The sequence below is a fragment of the Idiomarina sp. UBA3162 genome, assembly GCF_002364475.1.
Classification (GTDB): domain Bacteria; phylum Pseudomonadota; class Gammaproteobacteria; order Enterobacterales; family Alteromonadaceae; genus Idiomarina.
In genome coordinates this window covers 21579-42190 of record NZ_DEYI01000091.1, presented here as the reverse complement: position 1 = coordinate 42190, position 20612 = coordinate 21579, and the positions used below count along the sequence as shown (strand labels likewise).

The window sequence follows — 20612 nt, the reverse complement described above, 5'->3', positions numbered from 1 at the left end:
TCAGCAATAGCCGCTTTATAATAGCTTTTACGTGTTGTGATAATGGGAAATTGATTATGCTCAACATCGTACTCTAAATCGGCATTAATGACGGTCAAACAGTTGATACCTGTGCGCTCATTATGAACCCACTCACCTTCATCGATGATGCGTTGGCACAGTTGAAGATATTGTTTCATTATCGGCCTATGTTTTGCTGCTGTTTTTGTGCGCGTAAATCAGTAACCCCACACCCAAGACGATCATCGGAATCGTAAGCCATTGTCCCATGGACATCCCGAGCGAGAGCAAACCAAGGTGTGCGTCGGGCTCGCGGAAAAACTCGACGGTGAAGCGCGCCACGCCATATCCTAATAAGAATAAGCCACTGACTGCACCCGTTCCACGCGGTTTACGCTGGAACCACCACAATAATGCAAATAATAGTAATCCTTCTAAAACCGCTTCGTAAAGCTGCGAAGGATGCCGCGGCACCGGTCCACCCGATGGAAAAATCATTGCCCAGGGTACATCAGTCGCACGTCCCCATAGCTCGCCATTAATGAAGTTACCCATGCGTCCGAAAAACAATCCCATGGGCACGAGCGGCGCAATCATATCACCCACGGCTAAAAACTGACGCTGCGTCACGCGGGCGTACAAGTACATCGCCGCGATCACACCGAGCAATCCGCCATGGAACGACATACCACCTTCCCAGACTCGGAATAAATACACTGGATCGGCGATAAACAGATCGAAGTGATAAAAAATCACATAACCAATACGGCCGCCTATCAGCACGCCCAGGAAACACCAAAAGATAAGGTCAGAAAATTTATCGCGGGTCCAATCGGGCGAACGTTCCGCTTGTCGACCACCCCACCATAATGCAAAAGCAAAACCGAGTAGGTACATCACGCCATACCAATGTATGGCAAGTGGACCAATGCTAAATAACACAGGATCGATATTGGGAAACTGCATGTATTCGTTCAGTGGCACTGCCAACTCCTTAGAAAAATATCAGTTTTATAGCCACCACAATCAGAAAGATTGCAAATATACGGCGTAACAATTTAACTGGCAGACTGTGTGCTAACTTGGCACCTAAGGGTGCACAGAGTACCGATGCAATAGAAATCGTCAGCCAAGCGGGTACATGAATAATACCCAAAGCGCCGTGCGCCACGCCGGAAATATAGCCTTTAATTACAAAGATAAACACCGCGCTACAGCCGATAATAAAGCTACCTAACGATGAGATGGCGATAGCTTGCCGAACCGAGAGTCCGCAACGCTGCAAAAAGGGAACTGTCAACGCGCCGCCGCCAATCCCCACTAAACCCGATATCACACCGATGATAGTCGACCCCAAACTCAGCCAGCGCTGCTTGATTCGCCCGGTCTGTGCTTTTTGAGCGGCGGGCGGCATCGCCATTCGGACAGCCAGTACCACCAGTACCGTTGAAAAGAACACTTTTAACCAATGAGGGTCAATGGCGGTGACTAAGAACGCCCCGACCATGGCGCCAACCGACAGCCCCGGCAACACTCTGACAACCCAGAAGCGTTCTTGTAGCCCCGAGCGATAATGACTATACGCAGCGCTAGCAGTGGTCATGCAAATAGTGGCGAGACTCGTCGCAATGGCGGTTGGCATCACTAACGCAGGATCGATTCCTAATTTAGGTGCTAAGTAAACGATGAGCGGAACAATCACCAAGCCGCCACCAATACCGAGTAATCCCGCGAGTGTTCCTGCGAATACACCGCCGACTAAACACCATACAATGACTGTTAAATCCATCGGCTACTTCCCTGCACGCACGAAGCCACCTAAGCCCATGCTTTCCATTTTCTCGGAGATCATACTTCTTACTTGTTCTGGTCGGCGCGCTTGGAGCGCTTTAGCCAACATGACCTGTAATGTGCTCGAACGCACATTGCGTAAAATCCAGCGCACTCGATCGATGTTATAGCTGTTCATACTCAATTGGCGATAACCCATTGCAACAAGCAGCAGCGCACCGCCCGGATCACCGGCAAGTTCTCCGCAAACACTGACCGGCTTGCCGAGCTCTTCGCAACGTCTTGCAATTTCATCCAAGCTTGCTAATACCGCAGGATGATAGGCATCATAAAGACTCGCTACACGGCGGTTATTGCGGTCGACAGCCAATAAATATTGCGTTAAATCGTTACTACCCACCGAAAAGAAGTCCACTTTACTCGCAAGCATCGGGAGTTGATAAATCGCTGCGGGGACCTCAATCATGACACCCAGTTGCGGTTGGAATAAATTAACGCCCACTGCGCAGCCTTGCTCTTCGGCCACTTCAAAATAGGCCTGTTTGAGCAGCCGAGACGCCTCTTCAACCTCACTTACGCTGGTAATCATTGGTAACAAAATACGCAAGTTACTGCGTCCGATACTAGCGCGCAGCATCGCGCGCACTTGTACGAGGAATATCTCAGGATGGTCTAACGTGAGTCGAATACCGCGCCAGCCGAGGAACGGGTTATCCTCTTGTAACTGCAAGTACGGTAAGGGCTTATCGCCGCCTACATCTAAAGTACGCATGATCACCGGCTGGTCGGGGAAGTAATCTAATACCTCCTTGTACATCTCGACTTGTTCATCTTCCGTGGGCAACTGGTCGCGCATCATGAAGGGGATTTCAGAACGGTATAACCCCACGCCATCAATATTTAAGTGACGCAGGTACTCTTGGTGGATATCAAGCCCTAAATTGAGGTGCAGACTCACCCGCTGCCCATCTTCCGTCTGTGCGGGCAGGTGGGCGTGCTCGGCAACAATCGACTTGAGTTCTTCTTCCTCATCGGCGAGATGCTGATATTGCTCGCGTACTTGTGGCGGTGGGTTGATATACACTTCGCCCGTGTAGCCATCCACGATAAGTACTTTCTCGGAAAAATAATGCAGCTCAATATCATCAACGCCTAAGACTGCGGGAATCCCCATACTGCGCGCCATAATAGCGGCATGCGAGTTGCTTGAGCCACGTAACGAAATAATCCCAGCAATCTTGGCACGCGGGAGTTCTGCCAACATCGAAGCGGTTACTTCATCGGCGACCAGTATACCTTGTTCGGGGAACTCACGTCGTTTGCGTTGGCGCTGTTGTAGGTGCATTAACACGCGTTGGCCGATATCGCGAACGTCTGTCGCTCGCTCGCGCAAGTAGGAATCCTCTAGCGCTTCAAACTGATCAACAAACTCCTCGACCACATGTTTTAAAGCTGTTTGAGCGCGCCAGCCCTGGCCGATCATTTCTTCCACCGCGCTCCCCAGACTTGCCGCGTCGAGCATGCCTTGATAGACATCGAATATTGCCAAGGTGTCGTCTGGTACCTGGCCATACATACGCTCAGCCAGCTGTTTTAACTCAGCACGCGTACGCGCCACCGCTTGTCGGAACTTGCGTACTTCATGTCGCGGACGATCAGTTTTTTGTGGGGATACTTCTTTTAGGCTCACTTCAGGGCGCGCGACAAACGCATCACCGATTGCCACTCCAGGTGAACCGGGTAAGGCTTGGATACTATGCACCCAAGGCGAGTGCTCGTCGGTCAGTAACCCTTTGGTGTTAGCGTGTGCAATGACTACTGACAATTGGGCTGCTAATGTGACAACAAATGCTTCTTCTTCACGCGTAAAGTGCCGTGCTTGGCTTTGGTGCACGACAATAATGCCTAACACCTTACGACGATGAATGATTGGCGCAGCTAACAGTGCACGGTATTGAGATTCATTGGTGTCTAGCAGTTCTTTGTTAGCTGGGTGGTTACTGATATCGGCAATGTTCAGTGGCTCTTCACGCTGCGCGGCGAGCGAGATAATACCGTCGCCAAAATCGACCCGAATGGGGTCGCCTGAGGCATCAGCAAGGCCATCACTGGCTGCCATCACATACTGATGCGCCTGCGCATCCGCTAAGAACACACTGCAGCTGTCGGTCTCAAGTGCGGCTCGCACTTGAGACACCATCGTACGAAGCGCTAGCTGAAAATCAGCCGCTTTATTTACACTTTCGACGATTCGCTGCAGAGTGACCAGCATCATTAACGCTTCCGTCTATTAGAACGGCCATGGCGACCATGGCGGCTCGAGGTCTTGGTGTTGTTCAGGCTGGGCATTGCATACGCAGCGAACTCTCTCATTACGCGACGGTAAACGTCACGCTTAAACGATACGACCTGACGCACGGGGTACCAAAAACTGACCCATCGCCAACCATCAAATTCCGGGTGTCCGGACTGTAGAACGTCGACATCTTCTTCGCGACACTTAAGTTTCAACAGAAACCACTTTTGTTTCTGTCCAACACACATGGGCCGTTGTTCCCGCCGAATCAACCGTTTAGGTAAACGGTAGCGGAACCAGTGACGGCTGGTGTACAGAATTTCTACCTGCTCTGGCTTAAGACCGACTTCTTCCCAAAGTTCTCGGTACATTGCCTGTTCAGGGGTCTCACCATCGTCAATACCGCCCTGCGGAAATTGCCAGCTATGCTGATTAATACGGCGAGCCCAAAATACCTGCCCATGCCCGTTACAGATGACGATTCCTACGTTTGCCCGGAATCCTTCAGCATCTATCACGCGAGCATCCTCAATTATTCTTTGATAAAGTGATTCTTCCATAAAGGGCGACTTGGAGCAAATCAAATGCGTTTCCCTGTATCGGCGCCGCAGTCGATTGAAGAGCTATTACAGCGCGCACATCAGCTTACCGGACAATCATTCGCTCAGTTAGCGGATGCTGCGGATTTAGTGATGCCGAACGATCTTAAACGAGACAAGGGTTGGGTCGGCATGATGTTGGAGCAACATTTAGGCGCGAGTGCCGGCTCGAAACCTTTACAAGACTTTCCGGAGCTGGGTGTAGAACTCAAGACACTGCCAGTGGATGCGCATGGTCAACCATTAGAAACCACCTTTGTCTGTGTCGCCCCCTTGGTTAATACCTCTGGGTTGAACTGGTTGAATAGCAACGTACGTAATAAGTTAAGCTGTGTGTTGTGGTTACCGATCGATGGGCGTCGAGCGGTACCCTTGGCACAGCGTGTGGTCGGCCAGCCGTTTTTGTGGCGCCCCACAGCAGAACAGGAGCTTGCCTTGCAACGTGATTGGGAGGAGCACATGGATCGTATTGCACTCGGTGAAGTGGAGGCCATCACTGCACGGCAAGGCGAATTTTTACAGATTCGCCCCAAAGCAGCGGATGGACGAGCACTGACCGATGCGGTGGGCCCAGATGGTCAAATTATTCAAGTGCGTCCGCGTGGCTTTTATCTTAAAAAAACGTTCACACGGGCCATACTAGAGCAGGTGTTTAATGCAGTTTAATGTCACTCCACAAGCCAAACGAAATGCCATCAGCTTTTGTGCCATAGCCGTTGGCCTTATCGCATTGTTAGTATTTATGCATTTAATCCGCGATGATATCCCAGTTGGCATTTCCGTGGTTCTAGGCGCCGCGGCGGGAATCCTGTTGTTACTGGGTATCGGGAAACTCATTGAACCTCCTGTTTCACTGGTGATTACGCCCGATACGATTCGCTACATTCACCGCAAGGGCGAGTGGCAGTTGGACTGGGATAATGTGGTGCGCTTTGATGTTCCGCGCGTACATCGATTGATGGATTTAGAAGACGCGCCTTTTCTCGGCTTTCGGGTTTATAACAATGACGCCATACTACAATCGATTTCACCCCGCTTGGCCTCTGCCATCTTATTCGAACAGCGCCAGTTAATGACGATGGCGCTGCGCCATGAACGACCCGATCAAGCCGATTACAGCGAATACTTTGATATTCCCGAGCGGTTTGTCAGTTCGGAAGGTCGCGTTTATAAAGGGCTTATCGCTGTCTTTGGCCGACGTATGGAGCAAATGCGCGAATTACTGGGCTATGATCTCTACGTCAGCGCAAACGCACTCGATAGAGATATCTATGAATTCAAAGGTCATCTGCAGCGGCTACAAGCATCGCGCCAAGAAGCCAAACAACGAGGTGGTAATTAGCGCTTCAAACTTTCGAAATCGGGGATGGTGTAGGCTTCCACTTCGGGTTTTTGGAACAAATAACCTTGCATCAATTCAACGCCGTTGTATTTCAGGTAGTAGTATTCATCGATGGTCTCAATACCTTCCGCCACGAGCGTAATACCGAGCTCTTCGGCGGCGCGCTGAACGGCAGCGAATAACGCTTTTTTAATGCGATCTTCGTGAATATTGCGGATTAGCTTCATATCGATTTTCAACAAATCCGGCTGAAAGTCAGCTAACAGGTTGAGTCCCGCATAACCCTCGCCGAAATCATCAATCGCGGTCAGAAAGCCGTGCTCGCGATAGGTCTTAAATACATCGACCAACAAGCTGTGATTTTCGACTTTCTCGTGCTCCGTCACTTCGAAAATAATATTCTCGCGTGGCAAGCCTGTCTTTCGCGCTGTTTTAAGCGTTTGTGCTAAACAGGTTTCTGGCTCGTAAATCGCGTTCGGCATGAAATTGATACTGACTTTTGACGGTAGTTGTATACGTGCTGCAGTTTCAATCGCCGTCATACGACAGGTTTGGTCAAACGTGTATTTATTAGACTCATTCACACGCGACAGTACTTCGCCCGCGCCTTCACCGTTCGCGCCGCGCACCAGCGCCTCAAAAGCAAACACGTCGCTGTTATGCACGTTAACGATTGGCTGAAAAGCCATTTTGATGTCAAAGCCTAATTCAGACTGACAATCACATGATGGGCAAGCCGCCATGATTATATTCCTCGTATCAATTGTTTGTCGCGTGATCTAAGGTAACGCAAATGAAGCTAATTTTGATCAACATGTAAATGATGATTTAGAAACAAAATTTTCTTGCCTTTATTTATATTTAGTGTAATTAAGCGCTGCGAATATCGAATGGAGAAATGAATGGAAGTTTTAGGTTGGAAGGAATGGGGTCGGTTACCTGATATTGGTATTGATGCGATTCATATGAAAGTCGATACTGGTGCCAAAACGTCGTGCTTACATGCGTTTAAATTAGAGCCGTTTGAAAAGGATGGACAGCCATGGCTGCGCGTGTTTGTGCACCCCCATCAAGACAGTCTAGAAGAACATATTTTTGAAGCACCTATTCATGACCAGCGTGAAGTGACCGACTCGGGTGGTCACACAGAAGTGCGTTATGTGATTCGCACCCGACTCTGTTTGGGCGCGTTTGAGGGCCCGATTGAATTGACCCTAACTAATCGTGACACGATGAAGTTTCGTATGTTACTTGGTCGACAAGCCATGCGTAAGCGTTTTATGGTAAACCCTGAATTAGCTCATCAACTAGGAGAGCGCACATGAGAATCGCCATTCTATCCCGTAATTCAAAACTCTACTCTACACGCCGATTAGTCGAAGCGGCTAAAGCACGGGGTCATGAGGTCGATGTGCTGAATCCATTGAGCTGTTACATGAACATCAACGCGCGTGAGTCATCGATCCATAAACACGGTGTAGAGCTACCTTACTACGATTGTGTGATTCCACGTATCGGTGCTTCTGTTACCTTTTATGGTACTGCCGTATTGCGTCAGTTCGAGATGATGGGCACCTACCCGTTAAATGAGTCTGTTGCTATTTCTCGTAGTCGCGACAAACTGCGTTCGTTGCAATTACTATCACGCAAGGGCATCGGCTTACCCACCACGGGCTTCGCGAGTCAGCCTCAGGATATTCCGGATTTAATCGATATGGTCGGCGGTGCACCGTTGGTGATCAAACTTCTTGAGGGCACGCAAGGTATCGGTGTCGTGTTAGCAGAAACCCGCCAAGCTGCTGAAAGTGTCATTGAAGCATTTATGGGCTTGCAGTCCAACATCATGGTGCAGGAATACATTCGCGAAGCAGGCGGTGCCGATATTCGCTGCTTTGTTATTGGCGATAAAGTGATCGCGGCAATGAAACGCCAAGCCAAAGAAGGTGAGTTTCGCTCGAACTTGCACCGTGGTGGCAGCGCGTCATTAATTAAATTGACGCCTGCTGAACGCGCTACTGCAGTCAAAGCGGCTAAAACAATGGGTCTGAATGTTGCAGGTGTCGACTTATTGCGTTCTAACCACGGTCCGTTGGTGATGGAAGTTAACTCATCACCGGGTCTTGAAGGAATCGAAGCAGCAACCGAAAAGGATGTTGCGAGTCAGATCATTACCTTTATGGAGAAAAATGCCAAAGCTCACAAAACACGCACCAAGGGTCGCGGCTAATGGCAGCAAGAAAGCCGCGTATGGCGGTCTTTGAATTAGCTGGCTGTCGTGTTGAGCCAGGCAGTCACCAACATGTGCGGTTACCCGCTGCGCGACTCTATAACGACGCACCTCTTGACTTGCGAGTCGATGTATTCCATGGCGTCAAGCCGGGACCGGTGCTATTACTGAGTGCTGCTATCCATGGTGATGAGCTTATTGGCATCGAAATTTGCCGACAGATCATACAACGTATAAATCCACTCGAGCTTGCAGGCACCTTAATTGTGGTGCCCATCGTCAACCTGTTTGGATTTATTCAGCAATCGCGCTACCTTCCCGACCGTCGTGATTTAAATCGTTGCTTCCCGGGGTCGGAGCGAGGCGCACTAGGTTCGCGTATTGCCCACCTGTTCAATGAAGAATTAGTGCAAAAAGCCTCGCACATTGTCGACCTGCACACCGGGGCGATCCACCGCAGCAACTTGCCACAAATCCGCGTTGATATCGATAACGCGCAGGCACTCGCTATGGCGAAAGCCTTTGGCTCACCCGTGATTCTCAACTCAAAAGAGCGCGACGGGTCATTGCGCGCATTGGCAAATAGCCTGGATATACCGCTTATTTTATATGAAGCGGGCGAGGCACTGCGCTTTGATGACGCGTCAATTAATTCAGGCGTTGTCGGCGTCATTAACGTCCTTAAACATCTGAAGATGCTCAAAGGACGACGCCAAGGTCGCCGTATATCACCGGTTATCTCCAGTCGCTCGACTTGGGTTCGTGCCGAGAAAGATGGTTTAGTGCTTAGGAAAGTCGAACTGGGCCAAACGGTACAACCTGATCAAGTGTTGGCACACATTGCGAGCCCTCATGGTGACGATGTGGACGTGATCACTTCACCGGTTCCGGGCATTATCATTGGCTGTACTAACATTCCAGTCGCAAATGAAGGTGAAGCCTTATTCAATATCGCACAATTTGAGTCAGATAGTTTAGAAGAGGCCACCGATATCATTGACTCATTCACTGAAACGTATGAATAACAGCAACACGACTTTGATCGACTTTGAACAAGGTTTGCGTCACTGCGATCAGCAAACGGCTACCTACCGTGCCGTATTACAGGCGTTCTATGAACAATACACGCAGACCGCATTGTTGGATGCAACGACCTCCGATGAGGCGATTTATCACCAGCTGCACTCGCTAAAAGGATTGAGCGCCACGATTGGTGCTCAACCACTCAGCGACTTGGCAGCCGACCTGTTTAAAAACTGGACAACTGTAGATAAATCGAAAAGAAACGCGGCATTAGCCGATTTACAAGTACAGTTAGACGCGGTACTTGTAACCATCAACCAACACTTAACGCAAAATATCTGATCAAATTTCGGGCAATCTTTCTTATTTTTCGTTATTATCTGCCGATATAACAATAACAATAGACATTCGAATAAAGTGTTATGGCAGAGTCCGACAAAGCGATACAGTTCGAACGCTCCGGCGACGATGTTTACGTCAGTATTTTAAAATCGACTGACGGTATCGACGCGGGCAAGATTAAGACGGCCTTTGAGATGAGTCGTTTTGCTGACGCTTTGCTGGTAAACGATAACGCTTTTAACCAAATCGCCAATAATTTCATACAGTGGCAAGGCAAAGAACACTCCTCCTCCAGTCATTACAATGAACGCGTAGCCACGCTCGAAGATGCCCAGTTGTATGTTGTTATCAGCGATGACCACATGACAGCGACTATTAGTTGTGACGCAGCCCGCGGTGGCGAGCCCATCAAGCGACAAGATATTTTAGAGGCATTGAAAGCCGCAGGTGTTGTCGCAGGTATTAAACGTAAAATGGTCGATAAGGTCATTAGTCACTCACTCAAAGTTGAGCCTGGTAGTAATTTTGAAGCCACCATTGCACGCGGTGTAACAGCAAAAAATGGCGACAATGCTTGGTTCGAACGGCTTGTTGATGACGCTCGGCAACGTGTGTTACAGCCACAAGAACGTGAAGATGGTACGGTCGACATGCGTGATTTAGGTGAGCAGATTACCGTTCTTGAGGGCGACCCATTACTCAGGAAGCATCCACCGACCCGAGGCCGTCAAGGCACGACCGTAAAGGGAGATGTGATTGAGGCCATCGACGGTGAAGATGCTGAAATGATACCCGGCGAAGGCACACGTATTGCTGATGATGATCCGATGCTGATTGTTGCCGAACGTACAGGGATGCCATGGTTTACCCATAATTCCGCCAATGTTGACGATGTGCTGACGTTGAAAACCGTGGATGTATCGACGGGTCACGTAAAATTTAAAGGCAGTGTAATTGTTACCGGTAACGTCACTGAGGGTATGCGCGTGGAGTGCACAGGTGATATCACGGTGGCAGGCTACGTTGATTCTGCACAGCTCTACGCCGGTGGAAGTATTACCGTGCGTAAGGGATGTATTGGTCATATTTCTTCTGAAGATGAAGAGCGCTTGCAAGCCGACGAAGCCTATATCCCACACTTATCGTCAAAAATGGATGCCGGCGCTTCAATTTGGTGTGCCTATGCACAGTATGCTTTTTTAGAATGTAAGCAATCACTTACTATCGACCGTCAACTGACGCATTGTCATGTCAAATGTACCGGAGAAGCCTTCATTGGTGGTCAAGATACCATTGCCCGCGGCAAAGTGATTGGAGGTACCTTCGAAACCTGCGCTAATGTTTCTGCGGGTCAACTCGGTGCTCGAGCGGGTACGCTCACACGTTTTTTACTTTCGGTCCCACCGCCAATGCCCAGTGACTTACAAGCGCTAACCGACTTATACCGCCAGTTACGCGTGACCACTCATAGTTTGAAGCGCATTAAATTGGGCTTACAGCGCTGCAATTCACTGGCCAATAATGAACAGCAAAAGTCACTCAAACAGTCCTTACGAACGGCGGCCCATAATGAGCTCAACCACATGCGTAGCGTACAAAATGACCTCAAAGTGATGCGCGCGTCATTAAAAAACCACCCTACGTTGAGAATTGTCGCCGCAAAAGAGGTCTTTCCTGGTGTTCAGTTAGAGCATGAGCGCAAAAAACTGCGCATGAAGGAGCATCGGGGTGGTACACTGTTACTATTGAAAGATCACGAACTTAGAATGGATATCCTACGATAGCTTATGGCCGTTCAATCGACCTCTGATGCTGTTGCGCGCCTACTCAGTAGACATAGTGATGCCAGTTGGCTTGCTACTCCGCGCGATAAACGCCTTGTCATTCATCCCGATGGTAGTCAGCTCGCGCCCTTTTTCGAACATGCGTGGTGTCTGCATGTTGGTCATGTACAACACTACAGTCACGGCGTATGCCAAGCCAAAGCGCCGACTCTTGCGCACTACGAGCTTATTTTGTTGGTGGTAGCGAAAGAGCAAGCACTTAATCAGTGGCTGCTACAACAAATCGCGCAACAAGCACCTCAGGCGGCTATTCTCATCGTTGGAGAAAAGCGCGGTGGTGTGACAAGCTTGGTAAAGAAGTTACCCGCAGGTTATGCGACAGCCAAGAAGCTTGCTTCAGGCAACCATTGCCAGTTATTCGAAACACGGCTAGTCGAGTCACATGCGACTCAAATCGAAGACACCGCACTCCCCTCGTTTGAAGTCACGTGGCGGGGTATCCAAGCTCACTTTGACACACTCCCCGGAGTATTCAGTCAAGGTCGCCTAGACCCAGGCACAGCATTATTGCTTGAGCACATACCCGACGATTGTCGCGGCAAGGTGCTCGATTTTGCCTGTGGCAGTGGTGTTATCGGTGGTTTAGTTAAGCGTAAATATAATGTCGAGATCGTTGCTTCGGATGTTAATCCGATGGCCATTGCCAGCACCCAAATGAACTGGCAAGCGCTCGGGGTTGAAGGTCAGATTATGCTGGCAGACGGCTTGCCGCAACTAGACGCAGGCGGATTCGACTGGATTCTCAGTAACCCCCCTTTCCATACCGGCTTACGCACTGATTACGATATCGGCGAACAGTTTATTCAACAGGCGTATCGACAGTTGCGTAAAGGTGGTGAGTTGATGATTGTCGCTAACCGCTTTTTACCCTGGCCTGAACACATGCAACGCGTTTTTGGTCATTGCCATGAAGTCGCCGACGATGGCAAATTTAAAGTCTTAAGAAGCAAGCGTTTAAGTTGAATATACAATTCTTCACGTTGAATTTGCATAGATTTGGATGCACACTCATTAACCATTTGATAACATAGACTAAACAAGATAACAAAGTCGTCCACGCGTCATAATAATGCAGACCATTTCGCTCAAAAGAGGCCTCATTTACATTGTACTGTTGATTACCACTGTCGCTTTGGCAATTGGTTTCAGTATCAATCTATTTAGTCAGGTCAGTCAGTATCGCCAAGCACTTTTAGATCGTAGTGAATCAGATGCCCGCATGATCGCCGCTCACGCGGTGCAAAATTTGGCGTTTAGCGACAATACAGCCGAGCAACGTCGACTCGCAACACTCAGTAATAATCAATTTATTCAACATGTTCATATTTATAAGATCGACACCGTCAGTGGTGATCTAAGCTTTTTCTCGAGTTATAACAAAGAAGGGTTAGCCCCGATTCCTGCCAAGTTTGCGCAAATAGAGCGCCTTTCGGAGCCTCGTTTACAAGCCGATTACATTGAAGTCGCACAAGCTATTCAACTCGATGGCCAGGTTGTCGGCTATGTTTATTTGCGCGCCAGCAGCGACGAATTACGCTTGTTTAAGCTTCGTTCGCTGGCCGTAGCCGCTACGGTATTCGTGCTCACCTTACTAATCTGCGCACTACTGACATTGCGCCTGCGCCGGATACTGAGCCAGCCGTTGGATCGCATTGTAGATATCGTTTCACAGATTTCGCGCAACAAGGATTACGGCTTACGGTTACCTGAATCTCGCGTGAACGAATTTAATGAGCTCGGCAACGCGCTCAATATTATGCTTGAGCGCGTGCAGCATCATATTTTGCGTCAGCAAAAGGCCGAGCGCGAAGCTAGCCAACTCAATGCCGAACTCGAACAGCAGGTGACGCAGCGGACAAAAGCCTTGCGCGAATCGAACCAAGAGCTACTCACCACGCTTGAACAGCTACACAAGTATCAAGGTCAACTCGTTGAGTCAGAAAAAATGGCCTCGCTCGGTGATATGGTTGCCGGTGTCGCGCACGAGGTGAATACTCCTATCGGACTCTCAGTGACTGCCTCGACGCTATTGCAAGACAAATTAGCGGTTATGCGTGAGAAGTTCGATGAAAAGCGCATCTCCACGAATGAGTTCGCGCGCTTCTTAGAGGATTGTGATGAAAACTTATCGATTATCTATCGCAACTTAAACCGCGCTGCAGATTTGGTCACCAGCTTTAAGCAAGTCGCGGTTGACCAGTCCTCCGAAGTTGATCGCGCGATCGATATTGAACAGTTTATGCGCGACATGCTGATTTCGGTAAAGCCTCGACGTCTCAACGCCGAGCATTTTCCAATTAACATTGAGTATGCCCCCGGTCTGTGTGTGGTCACTAAACCGGGCCCACTGAATCAGATTTTAATCAATTTGGTGACTAACTCAATGATGCATGGCTTTGATAATCGCGATAACGGCCAAGTGGATATTTTATTTGAACGTCGCGACAACGAATTAGAAATTACTTACCGAGACAATGGTCGAGGTGTACCTCATGACATTGGCAAGAAAATTTTTGACCCCTTTGTTACCACCAAGCGAGGCTCGGGTGGCAGTGGCTTAGGCTTGCACCTCGTCTACAACTTGGTTACTCAAGTATTAGGGGGGCAAATACACTTTTTCAGCGAGCTTAATCATGGGGTCGAATTTATAGTTCGTTTTCCTGTTAAATCGTGCGAAAATCAAACTTAATCTGGGTTTTTGTTGAAAATTTTTGAACAAAAGTCATAATGTGGCATCAATAGGACTGTATTCAGTACTTTTCAATTCGTCACTCGAACTAATTGCTAGGAACGCACTGCTTTATGAACGCCAGACTTTTAATTGTTGAAGATGAGGTGGTTACTCGCCAAACATTAACGCGACTCTTTCAGCAAGAAGGCTATGAAGTATTTGACGCTGCTGACGGCTTGCAGATGGAAAATATCATGCGCCAAGAGCGTATCGACGTCGTTATTATGGACGTTAACTTACCGGGTAAAAACGGTTTAGAGCTCGCAGAGTCTTTACGCGAACGAGATAACATTGGCCTTATCTTCTTAACCGGAAGAGACAGCGAAGATGATCGATTACTGGCCCTAGAACTCGGCGCCGACGATTATCTGATTAAACCTTATAACCCGAAAGAACTGACAATTCGTGTGCGTAACTTGTGCCGTCGCATTGAGTCCTCACGTTCGAGCAGTCCTGTAGATAACGACAGTGTTCAGTTTAACTTTCACGGTTGGCGTCTAAACAGCGATAGCCGGTGCCTCTACTCTCCGGATAATCAGATGTTCAGACTACCTAAGAGCGAATATCGTGCATTAGAGCTGTTTCTGACCAACCCGGGTCGCATTCTTGATCGCGAAACGTTAGTGAAGCGTATGTTGGATCGTGAGTTACGTCCAAATGACCGTACGGTTGACGTTGCGATTCGTCGTATTCGTCGTCACTTTGAATCGCACCCAGAAACGCCTAATTTGATCACGACTATTCACGGTGAAGGCTACCGCTTTATTGGTGAAGTTGAGCAAGAGTCTCAGTGAGACTGCTGCTCTAGCCAAGCTTGAATTTGCTGGCGGTGTGGGATCACACTGTCAGCCCAATTCACCAACCACTGTTCGGCTTTCGGCCAGTCCCACTGTTTCTTCTCTAGATCTTCCATATAAACTGCAAGTGACTTGAGCCCCACAGAGCGGCAGGCGCCTTTGACCTTGTGCGCTTGCGAACGCAAGGCGGCCTCGTCTTTATTTTTAGCCGCTTCATGAAGTAAACTCGCATACCCTTGAATCACCTTGTCAAAAGTCTGTAGGCTTAGCTCTAGTCCTTCTTTACCCAGCGATTGGTAATATTGCTGCAGCAATTCGGTATCGAGTACATCAGAATTTGTCATATCTTATCCATTCTAAATCTAAAACCTTATCCTGTGCGTAATCGTACATTGAGTCAACCGATACCTTTAATCGGTTTTATTTGATTAATTTTTAGCTTCGGGAATGAAATGATCCCCCTATCTAAGATATACTACTGGACTTGAAGTTTATGCTTGATAAATTGAAGAAAGAGCGGAGTTCCAAACGAATGCCGAACAGTATGCCCGATGTAGCTAACCAAACGCAGGCCCAGACTGAGGGGACCTTGGATTGGGTTGGCATGAGCAATATCGAAGTACCTATTATGGTTGCAGCGTCTGATGCTTCCGAGCGTCCTGTTGCAGCTCACGTTGAAGCTTTTGTTAACCTAAAAGATCCAAAAGCCAAAGGCATTCACATGTCTCGCCTTTATCTTCTTTTAGATCAGCTATCGACTGAGGGTGAATTAAGTCATGCTTCCCTGAAGCAATTGTTGCGCGACTTTATTGAGAGCCACCAAGACATCAGCGACCGTGCATTTATAAAATTCGATTTTGACTACCATTTACGCCGCGAATCATTGATTAGTCGCAAAAAAGGTTGGAAAGCGTATCCAGTGAGTTTAACTGGGCGTTACGACGAAGGTCATTTGAACCTCGAGTTAGCCGTCGATGTACCCTACTCTTCAACTTGTCCTTGTTCAGCGGCATTGGCGCGTCAGTTAATTCAAGAGGCGTTCGACGAGAAGTTTGCTGGTCAGGATAGCGTTGATAAAGCGACCATTCATCAGTGGTTAGGTAGTACTGAGGGTATTGTTGCGACGCCACATAGCCAGCGGTCCACAGCGCAGGTTAAAGTTGCATTGAGCGATAGTGTTGAAGAATTCCCTATTGTGGCGCTCGTAGATGCTATTGAAGATGCGCTTAAGACCCCTGTTCAAGCCGCCGTTAAGCGTGAGGATGAACAAGAATTTGCACGCCTCAACGGACAAAACTTGATGTTTTGTGAGGACGCATCGCGCCGTCTGCAACACAAGCTTAACCAGATGCCTATTTTTGAAGATTTCTGGGTTCGCGTGAACCATTACGAGTCGTTGCATGCGCACGACGCTGTCAGTGTCACCACGAAAGGCGTCAAAGGTGGTTATAGTTCGTAAATCGAGCAGACACCGCGATATAAGAAAAAGCTTGGCAAATCGCCAAGCTTTTTTGTTTTTGGCACACTAGTTGCAACACATATCTCAACAAATCATCCGTCAAACTTTTGTTGAGGTGTCACGATGGAAATTATTCTTTTATTGTTCGTTGGTGTATTAATCGCTGTTGCTGTTATTGCTAGCCGTATGTCGGAAAGCTACGTGCCTTATCCTTATAAGATGAAAGATGTTACGTTTTGTTCGGCTCAAGAAGCACAGTTCCTTACCTTGCTCGATAAAGCCGTCAGTGACGATTTTAGGATTTTCACCAAAGTGCGTCTAAGCGATATCGTAGCGGTCAAAAGCGGTCTATCTCGAGCCGCTCAGAAAGATGCGCAAACTAAAGCAAGCCACCGTATTCTTGACTATGTACTGTGTGATATCGAGACGATGGAAATTAAGGCGGTTATTGAGCTTGAACCTGCCTCACCACAACTGAATCAGCAAAAGCGCAACCTATTTTTGAAGAATGCGTTAGCGGCCGCAGGCCTTCCATTTTTGCGCTTTAAAGCACAACCAGGTTACCGCGTTGCTGAACTGAATCAGTACATTCACGCCAAGATCCAACAAGCAGAGCACATTAAAGCGGCCGTCCCCGGTGGTAATAAAGCGCAGCCACAAGCGACGACCCACACCGGAAAACAAAACGAAGAATCGCCTATTGCAGCTTAAAGTAGACTCTGTAAAACTGCGATAATGGACACTCAATATCTGCAGTGGTTTTACCACCCCATCGTACTTGCAACATTAGCGCTCGTTCTCGAGCGCTTTTTTTCGTTACCGGAACAATGGCACCCACTGACTATTTTCCGCCTATTTGCCAAATTTCTGACAGACAAGGTATGCCACCCAGAGCACGGCGCGACACAGCAAACCCTTGCTGGCGCCTTATTAATGGGCTTATTGTTAGTTATCTGTCTAACGCCTGTAATTGTCATTCAAATGAGTGCCGAGTTACATCAACTCACGGCAACGATATGGCTTTGGTTTGCGATAAAGTATAAGCGAACCTATGACCTTACAAAACTCGCCGCCCGTGCACTTAACAAGGGGCAAAAACGTGCCGCACGCGCTATTATCAGGCGCTGTGTTGCTTATGATTGCGAGCAGTTAAGTCCACTTGGTTTAGCTAAGGCGGTTTTAGAAGTTCGACTACGCATACTTTTGGTCAACGTGTTAGCGCCGCTTTTCACCTGGTATATAGCCGGCTCTACCGCCGCACTGGGGGTTCGCTTAATTATTGAGTGTTATCATTTATGGCCACAAGCGGCGCCCCGATATCGGTTCTTTGGTATGTCGTCGCAGTGGTTGTATAACACTATCGAGACTCTCATTTTGTTGGTTCCAGCGCTGCTATTGATGCCTGTGGCATGGTTAGCAGGACCAAGGGCAGCAGTGCCGATCCGCCAAGGTCATGGCATGTCGCTCGGTGCGTTTCTTTGGCTTGATGTGCTGAGTCGACTGCATCGTGTTAGCTTAGGGGGTCCGCAGAAATACCAAAAAAGGCGCATCGCTCGGACCCGCTTTGATGGCCCCTCCGCCACCCATAAACTACTGCAAAAACGCGATTTAACAGGGATTTGGCTCGACATCGTGGTTATCGTGCAGGTTTTTCTGTGTTTGCTATTGTTCATTTATCGACCCTGAGGTCGAGTTCGTATATACTGTGCGCCCTAATAAGCAACCGAAAGTAATTATGAAAACCATTGATGTAATTGGCATCGGCAACGCACTCGTCGATCAGGAATTTGAAGTCAGTGAAGACTTCCTAGCCAAACACCATTTGGAAAAAGGCATGATGGCACTCATTGAGGAAGACGATCAGAACAAACTGATCGCTGAACTCAGCACAATGGGTGAACTTAAAAAGCAATGCGGCGGTGGCTCTGCAGCTAACTCATTGGTCGCTTTTGCACAGTTTGGTGGCTCTGCTTTTTATTGTTGTAAAGTCGCTAATGACGAAGCTGGCGATTTCTATCAGCGTGACCTCGAGCATGTCGGCATTCAAACGAACCTCACCAGCCAAGATAATGATGGTACTACGGGCCGTTGTTTGGTCATGGTGACCCCCGATGCAGAGCGCACCATGCGCACGCACTTGGGTATTACAGCTGATCTATCCACTCATGAGCTTCATCCGGACGCGATCGCGGCAGCAAAATACCTCTACATCGAAGGTTACTTAATTACTTCTGAAATAGCGCGTGAAGCTATCGCTGAAGCGAAACGCATTGCGCGTGAAAATGACACAAAGATTGTCATGACTTGTTCCGATCCCGCGATGGTTAAGTACTTCCGCGATGGTATCGATGAAATCCTTGATGGCGGTGTCGACTTGATGTTCTGCAATAAAGAAGAAGCAGAACTTTTAACCGGTGAAACGGATCCACACGCCGCTGCACAACGTTTATTAAACTGCGCATCGACCGTTGCTATCACTCTCGGTAAAGAAGGTGCGTTAATTGCTGATGCTGAACGTCAGATCCATATTCCAGGCGTTCCTGTTCAAGCGGTCGATACGAACGGGGCAGGCGATATGTTCGCCGGCGCAATGCTGTACGGTATTACTCAAGATATGCAGCTTGAGCAAGCCGGTCGACTCGCCAGTTTAGCTGCGGCGGAGCTTGTGACTGAATTCGGCGCACGCTTGAGCAAAGAGCGTCAACAGCAACTTTTGGAAAAGCTGCTAAGCTACGCTTAACACCCATTTTTTATGCAAAGGATAACGGTAGCATTATGAGTTTAAACGATCCTAAGTTCACCGACTTTAAAGTGGCAGATATTAGCCTCGCCGACTGGGGCCGCAAGGAAATTGCGATTGCCGAATCTGAAATGCCCGCTTTGATGACTATTCGTCGTAAATACGCAGACGAAAAACCGCTTAAGGGCGCCCGTATTATTGGTTGTATTCACATGACCATTCAAACGGCCGTGCTTATCGAAACTTTGGTTGAACTCGGTGCTGAAGTGCGCTGGTCTTCTTGCAATATCTTCTCCACCCAAGACCACGCAGCAGCCGCTATTGCTGCAGCTGGAGTTCCAGTCTTTGCCTGGAAAGGCGAGACAGAAGAAGAGTACGAGTGGTGCCTAGAGCAAACCTGTAAGAAAGACGGTGAACTTTGGGATGCCAATATGATTTTGGATGATGGCGGCGATTTGACGCTAATGATCCACGAGCAATTCCCACAGATGTTGGAAAAGATCCACGGTATTACCGAGGAGACTACAACGGGCGTTCACCGCTTACTCGATATGCTCAAGCAAGGCACACTGCGCGTACCGGCTATTAATGTCAACGACTCAGTAACCAAGTCGAAAAACGATAACAAATACGGCTGCCGCCATTCACTGAATGACGCCATTAAGCGCTCTACTGACCACTTAATGTCAGGCAAAAAAGCGTTGGTCATTGGCTATGGTGACGTAGGTAAAGGCTCTGCAGCGAGCTTACGCCAAGAAGGCATGATCGTTAAAGTTACAGAAATCGATCCGATTTGTGCGATGCAGGCATGTATGGACGGTTATGAAGTGGTCTCGCCCTACATTGATGGTGTCAATAGTGACGACGGTAGCACAATCAATAAAGCGTTGTTGGGCAACATTGACTTATTAGTTACCACGACAGGTAACGTGAACGTTTGTGACCGCCATATGTTAGCAGCGATTAAGTCAACCGCCGTGGTGTGTAACATTGGTCACTTCGATAACGAAATCGATACCGCGTTCATGCGTAAAAACTGGCGCTGGGAAGAAATCAAGCCACAGGTTCATAAGATTTACCGCTCTGACGATGACAACGATTACTTGTTGTTACTCGCTGAGGGTCGCTTAGTGAACTTGGGTAATGCTACAGGCCACCCTAGCCGTATTATGGATGGCTCTTTTGCAAACCAAGTGCTCGCCCAAATGCACTTGTTCCAGCAAAAATTTGCTGACATGTCGATTGAGCAGCAGAAAGATTACTTACGTGTTGAAGTCTTGCCTAAGCAGCTTGACGAAGAAGTTGCACGCTACATGGTACAAGGCTTCGGTGGTGTAATCACGCGCTTGACTCAACAGCAAGCTGACTACATCCACGTCGAGGTCGAAGGTCCATTCAAAACTGACGAGTATCGTTACTAA

Annotated in this window: 22 protein-coding genes; 15 read left to right on the top strand and 7 right to left on the bottom strand. The window is 48.4% G+C overall.

Annotation, left to right across the window (positions count from 1 at the left end; translation table 11 throughout):
- From B2X00_RS11145 to rppH, 5 genes are all read right to left on the bottom strand, one after another.
- On the bottom strand, window positions 1–179 hold a 179-nt coding region (locus B2X00_RS11145; RefSeq protein WP_290487662.1), incomplete at its 3' end, for a thymidylate synthase.
- A 7-nt stretch (window positions 180–186) separates the two neighbouring features.
- Window positions 187–984: a prolipoprotein diacylglyceryl transferase gene (gene lgt, locus B2X00_RS11140; protein ID WP_290487638.1), complete on the bottom strand. Its 798-nt coding sequence runs from the start codon at window positions 982–984 to the stop codon at window positions 187–189.
- A gap of 10 nt (window positions 985–994) precedes the next feature.
- A complete protein-coding gene (locus tag B2X00_RS11135; protein WP_290487631.1) occupies window positions 995–1789 on the bottom strand; it encodes a sulfite exporter TauE/SafE family protein in 795 nt (264 codons plus the stop codon).
- Between the two features lie 3 nt (window positions 1790–1792).
- Entirely contained in the window at window positions 1793–4063 is a 2271-nt protein-coding gene (ptsP, locus tag B2X00_RS11130; RefSeq protein ID WP_290487660.1) for a phosphoenolpyruvate--protein phosphotransferase, read from the bottom strand.
- Window positions 4064–4065: 2 nt separating this feature from the next.
- Window positions 4066–4605, bottom strand: a complete 540-nt coding sequence (gene rppH / locus B2X00_RS11125) for an RNA pyrophosphohydrolase (RefSeq protein WP_071463859.1) — start codon at window positions 4603–4605, stop codon at window positions 4066–4068.
- 66 nt (window positions 4606–4671) lie between these two features.
- Here rppH and mutH point away from each other — a divergent pair, with 66 nt between their 5' ends.
- Both mutH and B2X00_RS11115 read left to right on the top strand, forming a co-directional pair.
- Window positions 4672–5352, top strand: coding sequence for a DNA mismatch repair endonuclease MutH (mutH, locus tag B2X00_RS11120; protein ID WP_290487630.1), 681 nt, complete (start codon window positions 4672–4674; stop codon window positions 5350–5352).
- Window positions 5342–6028, top strand: a complete 687-nt coding sequence (locus B2X00_RS11115; RefSeq protein ID WP_290487629.1) for a DUF2982 domain-containing protein — start codon at window positions 5342–5344, stop codon at window positions 6026–6028. Before mutH ends, B2X00_RS11115 begins: the two co-directional genes overlap by 11 nt.
- Here the strand turns inward: B2X00_RS11115 and B2X00_RS11110 are convergent.
- Window positions 6025–6771 (bottom strand): EAL domain-containing protein, encoded by a 747-nt coding sequence (locus B2X00_RS11110; protein ID WP_290487628.1) that lies wholly within the window; start codon window positions 6769–6771, stop codon window positions 6025–6027. The two genes, B2X00_RS11115 and B2X00_RS11110, sit on opposite strands and share 4 nt — an antisense overlap.
- Before the next feature lie 159 nt (window positions 6772–6930).
- On the opposite strand from B2X00_RS11110, the gene B2X00_RS11105 reads away from it, so the two are divergent.
- From B2X00_RS11105 to arcA, 8 genes are all read left to right on the top strand, one after another.
- On the top strand, window positions 6931–7353 hold the full coding sequence (locus B2X00_RS11105; RefSeq protein WP_290487627.1) for an ATP-dependent zinc protease: 423 nt from the start codon (window positions 6931–6933) through the stop codon (window positions 7351–7353).
- Window positions 7350–8255 (top strand): 30S ribosomal protein S6--L-glutamate ligase, encoded by a 906-nt coding sequence (gene rimK / locus B2X00_RS11100; RefSeq protein ID WP_290487625.1) that lies wholly within the window; start codon window positions 7350–7352, stop codon window positions 8253–8255. The genes B2X00_RS11105 and rimK overlap by 4 nt, the downstream gene beginning before the upstream one ends.
- On the top strand, window positions 8255–9280 hold the full coding sequence (locus tag B2X00_RS11095; RefSeq protein ID WP_290487624.1) for a succinylglutamate desuccinylase/aspartoacylase family protein: 1026 nt from the start codon (window positions 8255–8257) through the stop codon (window positions 9278–9280). The genes rimK and B2X00_RS11095 overlap by 1 nt, the downstream gene beginning before the upstream one ends.
- Window positions 9273–9620 (top strand): Hpt domain-containing protein, encoded by a 348-nt coding sequence (locus B2X00_RS11090; RefSeq protein ID WP_290487618.1) that lies wholly within the window; start codon window positions 9273–9275, stop codon window positions 9618–9620. Before B2X00_RS11095 ends, B2X00_RS11090 begins: the two co-directional genes overlap by 8 nt.
- Before the next feature lie 80 nt (window positions 9621–9700).
- A complete protein-coding gene (locus tag B2X00_RS11085) occupies window positions 9701–11404 on the top strand; it encodes a DUF342 domain-containing protein (RefSeq protein ID WP_290487615.1) in 1704 nt (567 codons plus the stop codon).
- Between the two features lie 3 nt (window positions 11405–11407).
- Window positions 11408–12427 carry a methyltransferase gene (locus B2X00_RS11080; protein WP_290487612.1) on the top strand — a complete coding sequence of 340 codons (1020 nt, stop codon included), beginning with the start codon at window positions 11408–11410 and terminating at the stop codon, window positions 12425–12427.
- 106 nt (window positions 12428–12533) lie between these two features.
- The gene (locus tag B2X00_RS11075) at window positions 12534–14153 is read left to right on the top strand and encodes an ATP-binding protein (protein ID WP_290487610.1); all 1620 of its coding nucleotides are present in this window, start codon (window positions 12534–12536) and stop codon (window positions 14151–14153) included.
- 113 nt (window positions 14154–14266) lie between these two features.
- A complete protein-coding gene (gene arcA / locus B2X00_RS11070; protein ID WP_071463132.1) occupies window positions 14267–14989 on the top strand; it encodes a two-component system response regulator ArcA in 723 nt (240 codons plus the stop codon).
- Here the strand turns inward: arcA and B2X00_RS11065 are convergent.
- A complete protein-coding gene (locus B2X00_RS11065) occupies window positions 14983–15336 on the bottom strand; it encodes an Hpt domain-containing protein (RefSeq protein WP_071463131.1) in 354 nt (117 codons plus the stop codon). The two genes, arcA and B2X00_RS11065, sit on opposite strands and share 7 nt — an antisense overlap.
- Before the next feature lie 188 nt (window positions 15337–15524).
- Between B2X00_RS11065 and folE2 the strand changes: the two genes are divergently transcribed.
- From folE2 to ahcY, 5 genes are all read left to right on the top strand, one after another.
- Entirely contained in the window at window positions 15525–16451 is a 927-nt protein-coding gene (folE2, locus tag B2X00_RS11060; RefSeq protein ID WP_290487605.1) for a GTP cyclohydrolase FolE2, read from the top strand.
- A gap of 123 nt (window positions 16452–16574) precedes the next feature.
- Complete coding sequence (locus B2X00_RS11055; protein WP_290487603.1) at window positions 16575–17162, top strand: DUF2726 domain-containing protein; 588 nt, start codon at window positions 16575–16577, stop codon at window positions 17160–17162.
- Window positions 17163–17186: 24 nt separating this feature from the next.
- Window positions 17187–18137, top strand: a complete 951-nt coding sequence (locus tag B2X00_RS11050) for a cobalamin biosynthesis protein (protein WP_290487601.1) — start codon at window positions 17187–17189, stop codon at window positions 18135–18137.
- A 49-nt stretch (window positions 18138–18186) separates the two neighbouring features.
- The gene (locus tag B2X00_RS11045; RefSeq protein WP_290487599.1) at window positions 18187–19191 is read left to right on the top strand and encodes an adenosine kinase; all 1005 of its coding nucleotides are present in this window, start codon (window positions 18187–18189) and stop codon (window positions 19189–19191) included.
- A 35-nt stretch (window positions 19192–19226) separates the two neighbouring features.
- Window positions 19227–20612: an adenosylhomocysteinase gene (gene ahcY / locus B2X00_RS11040; RefSeq protein WP_290487597.1), complete on the top strand. Its 1386-nt coding sequence runs from the start codon at window positions 19227–19229 to the stop codon at window positions 20610–20612.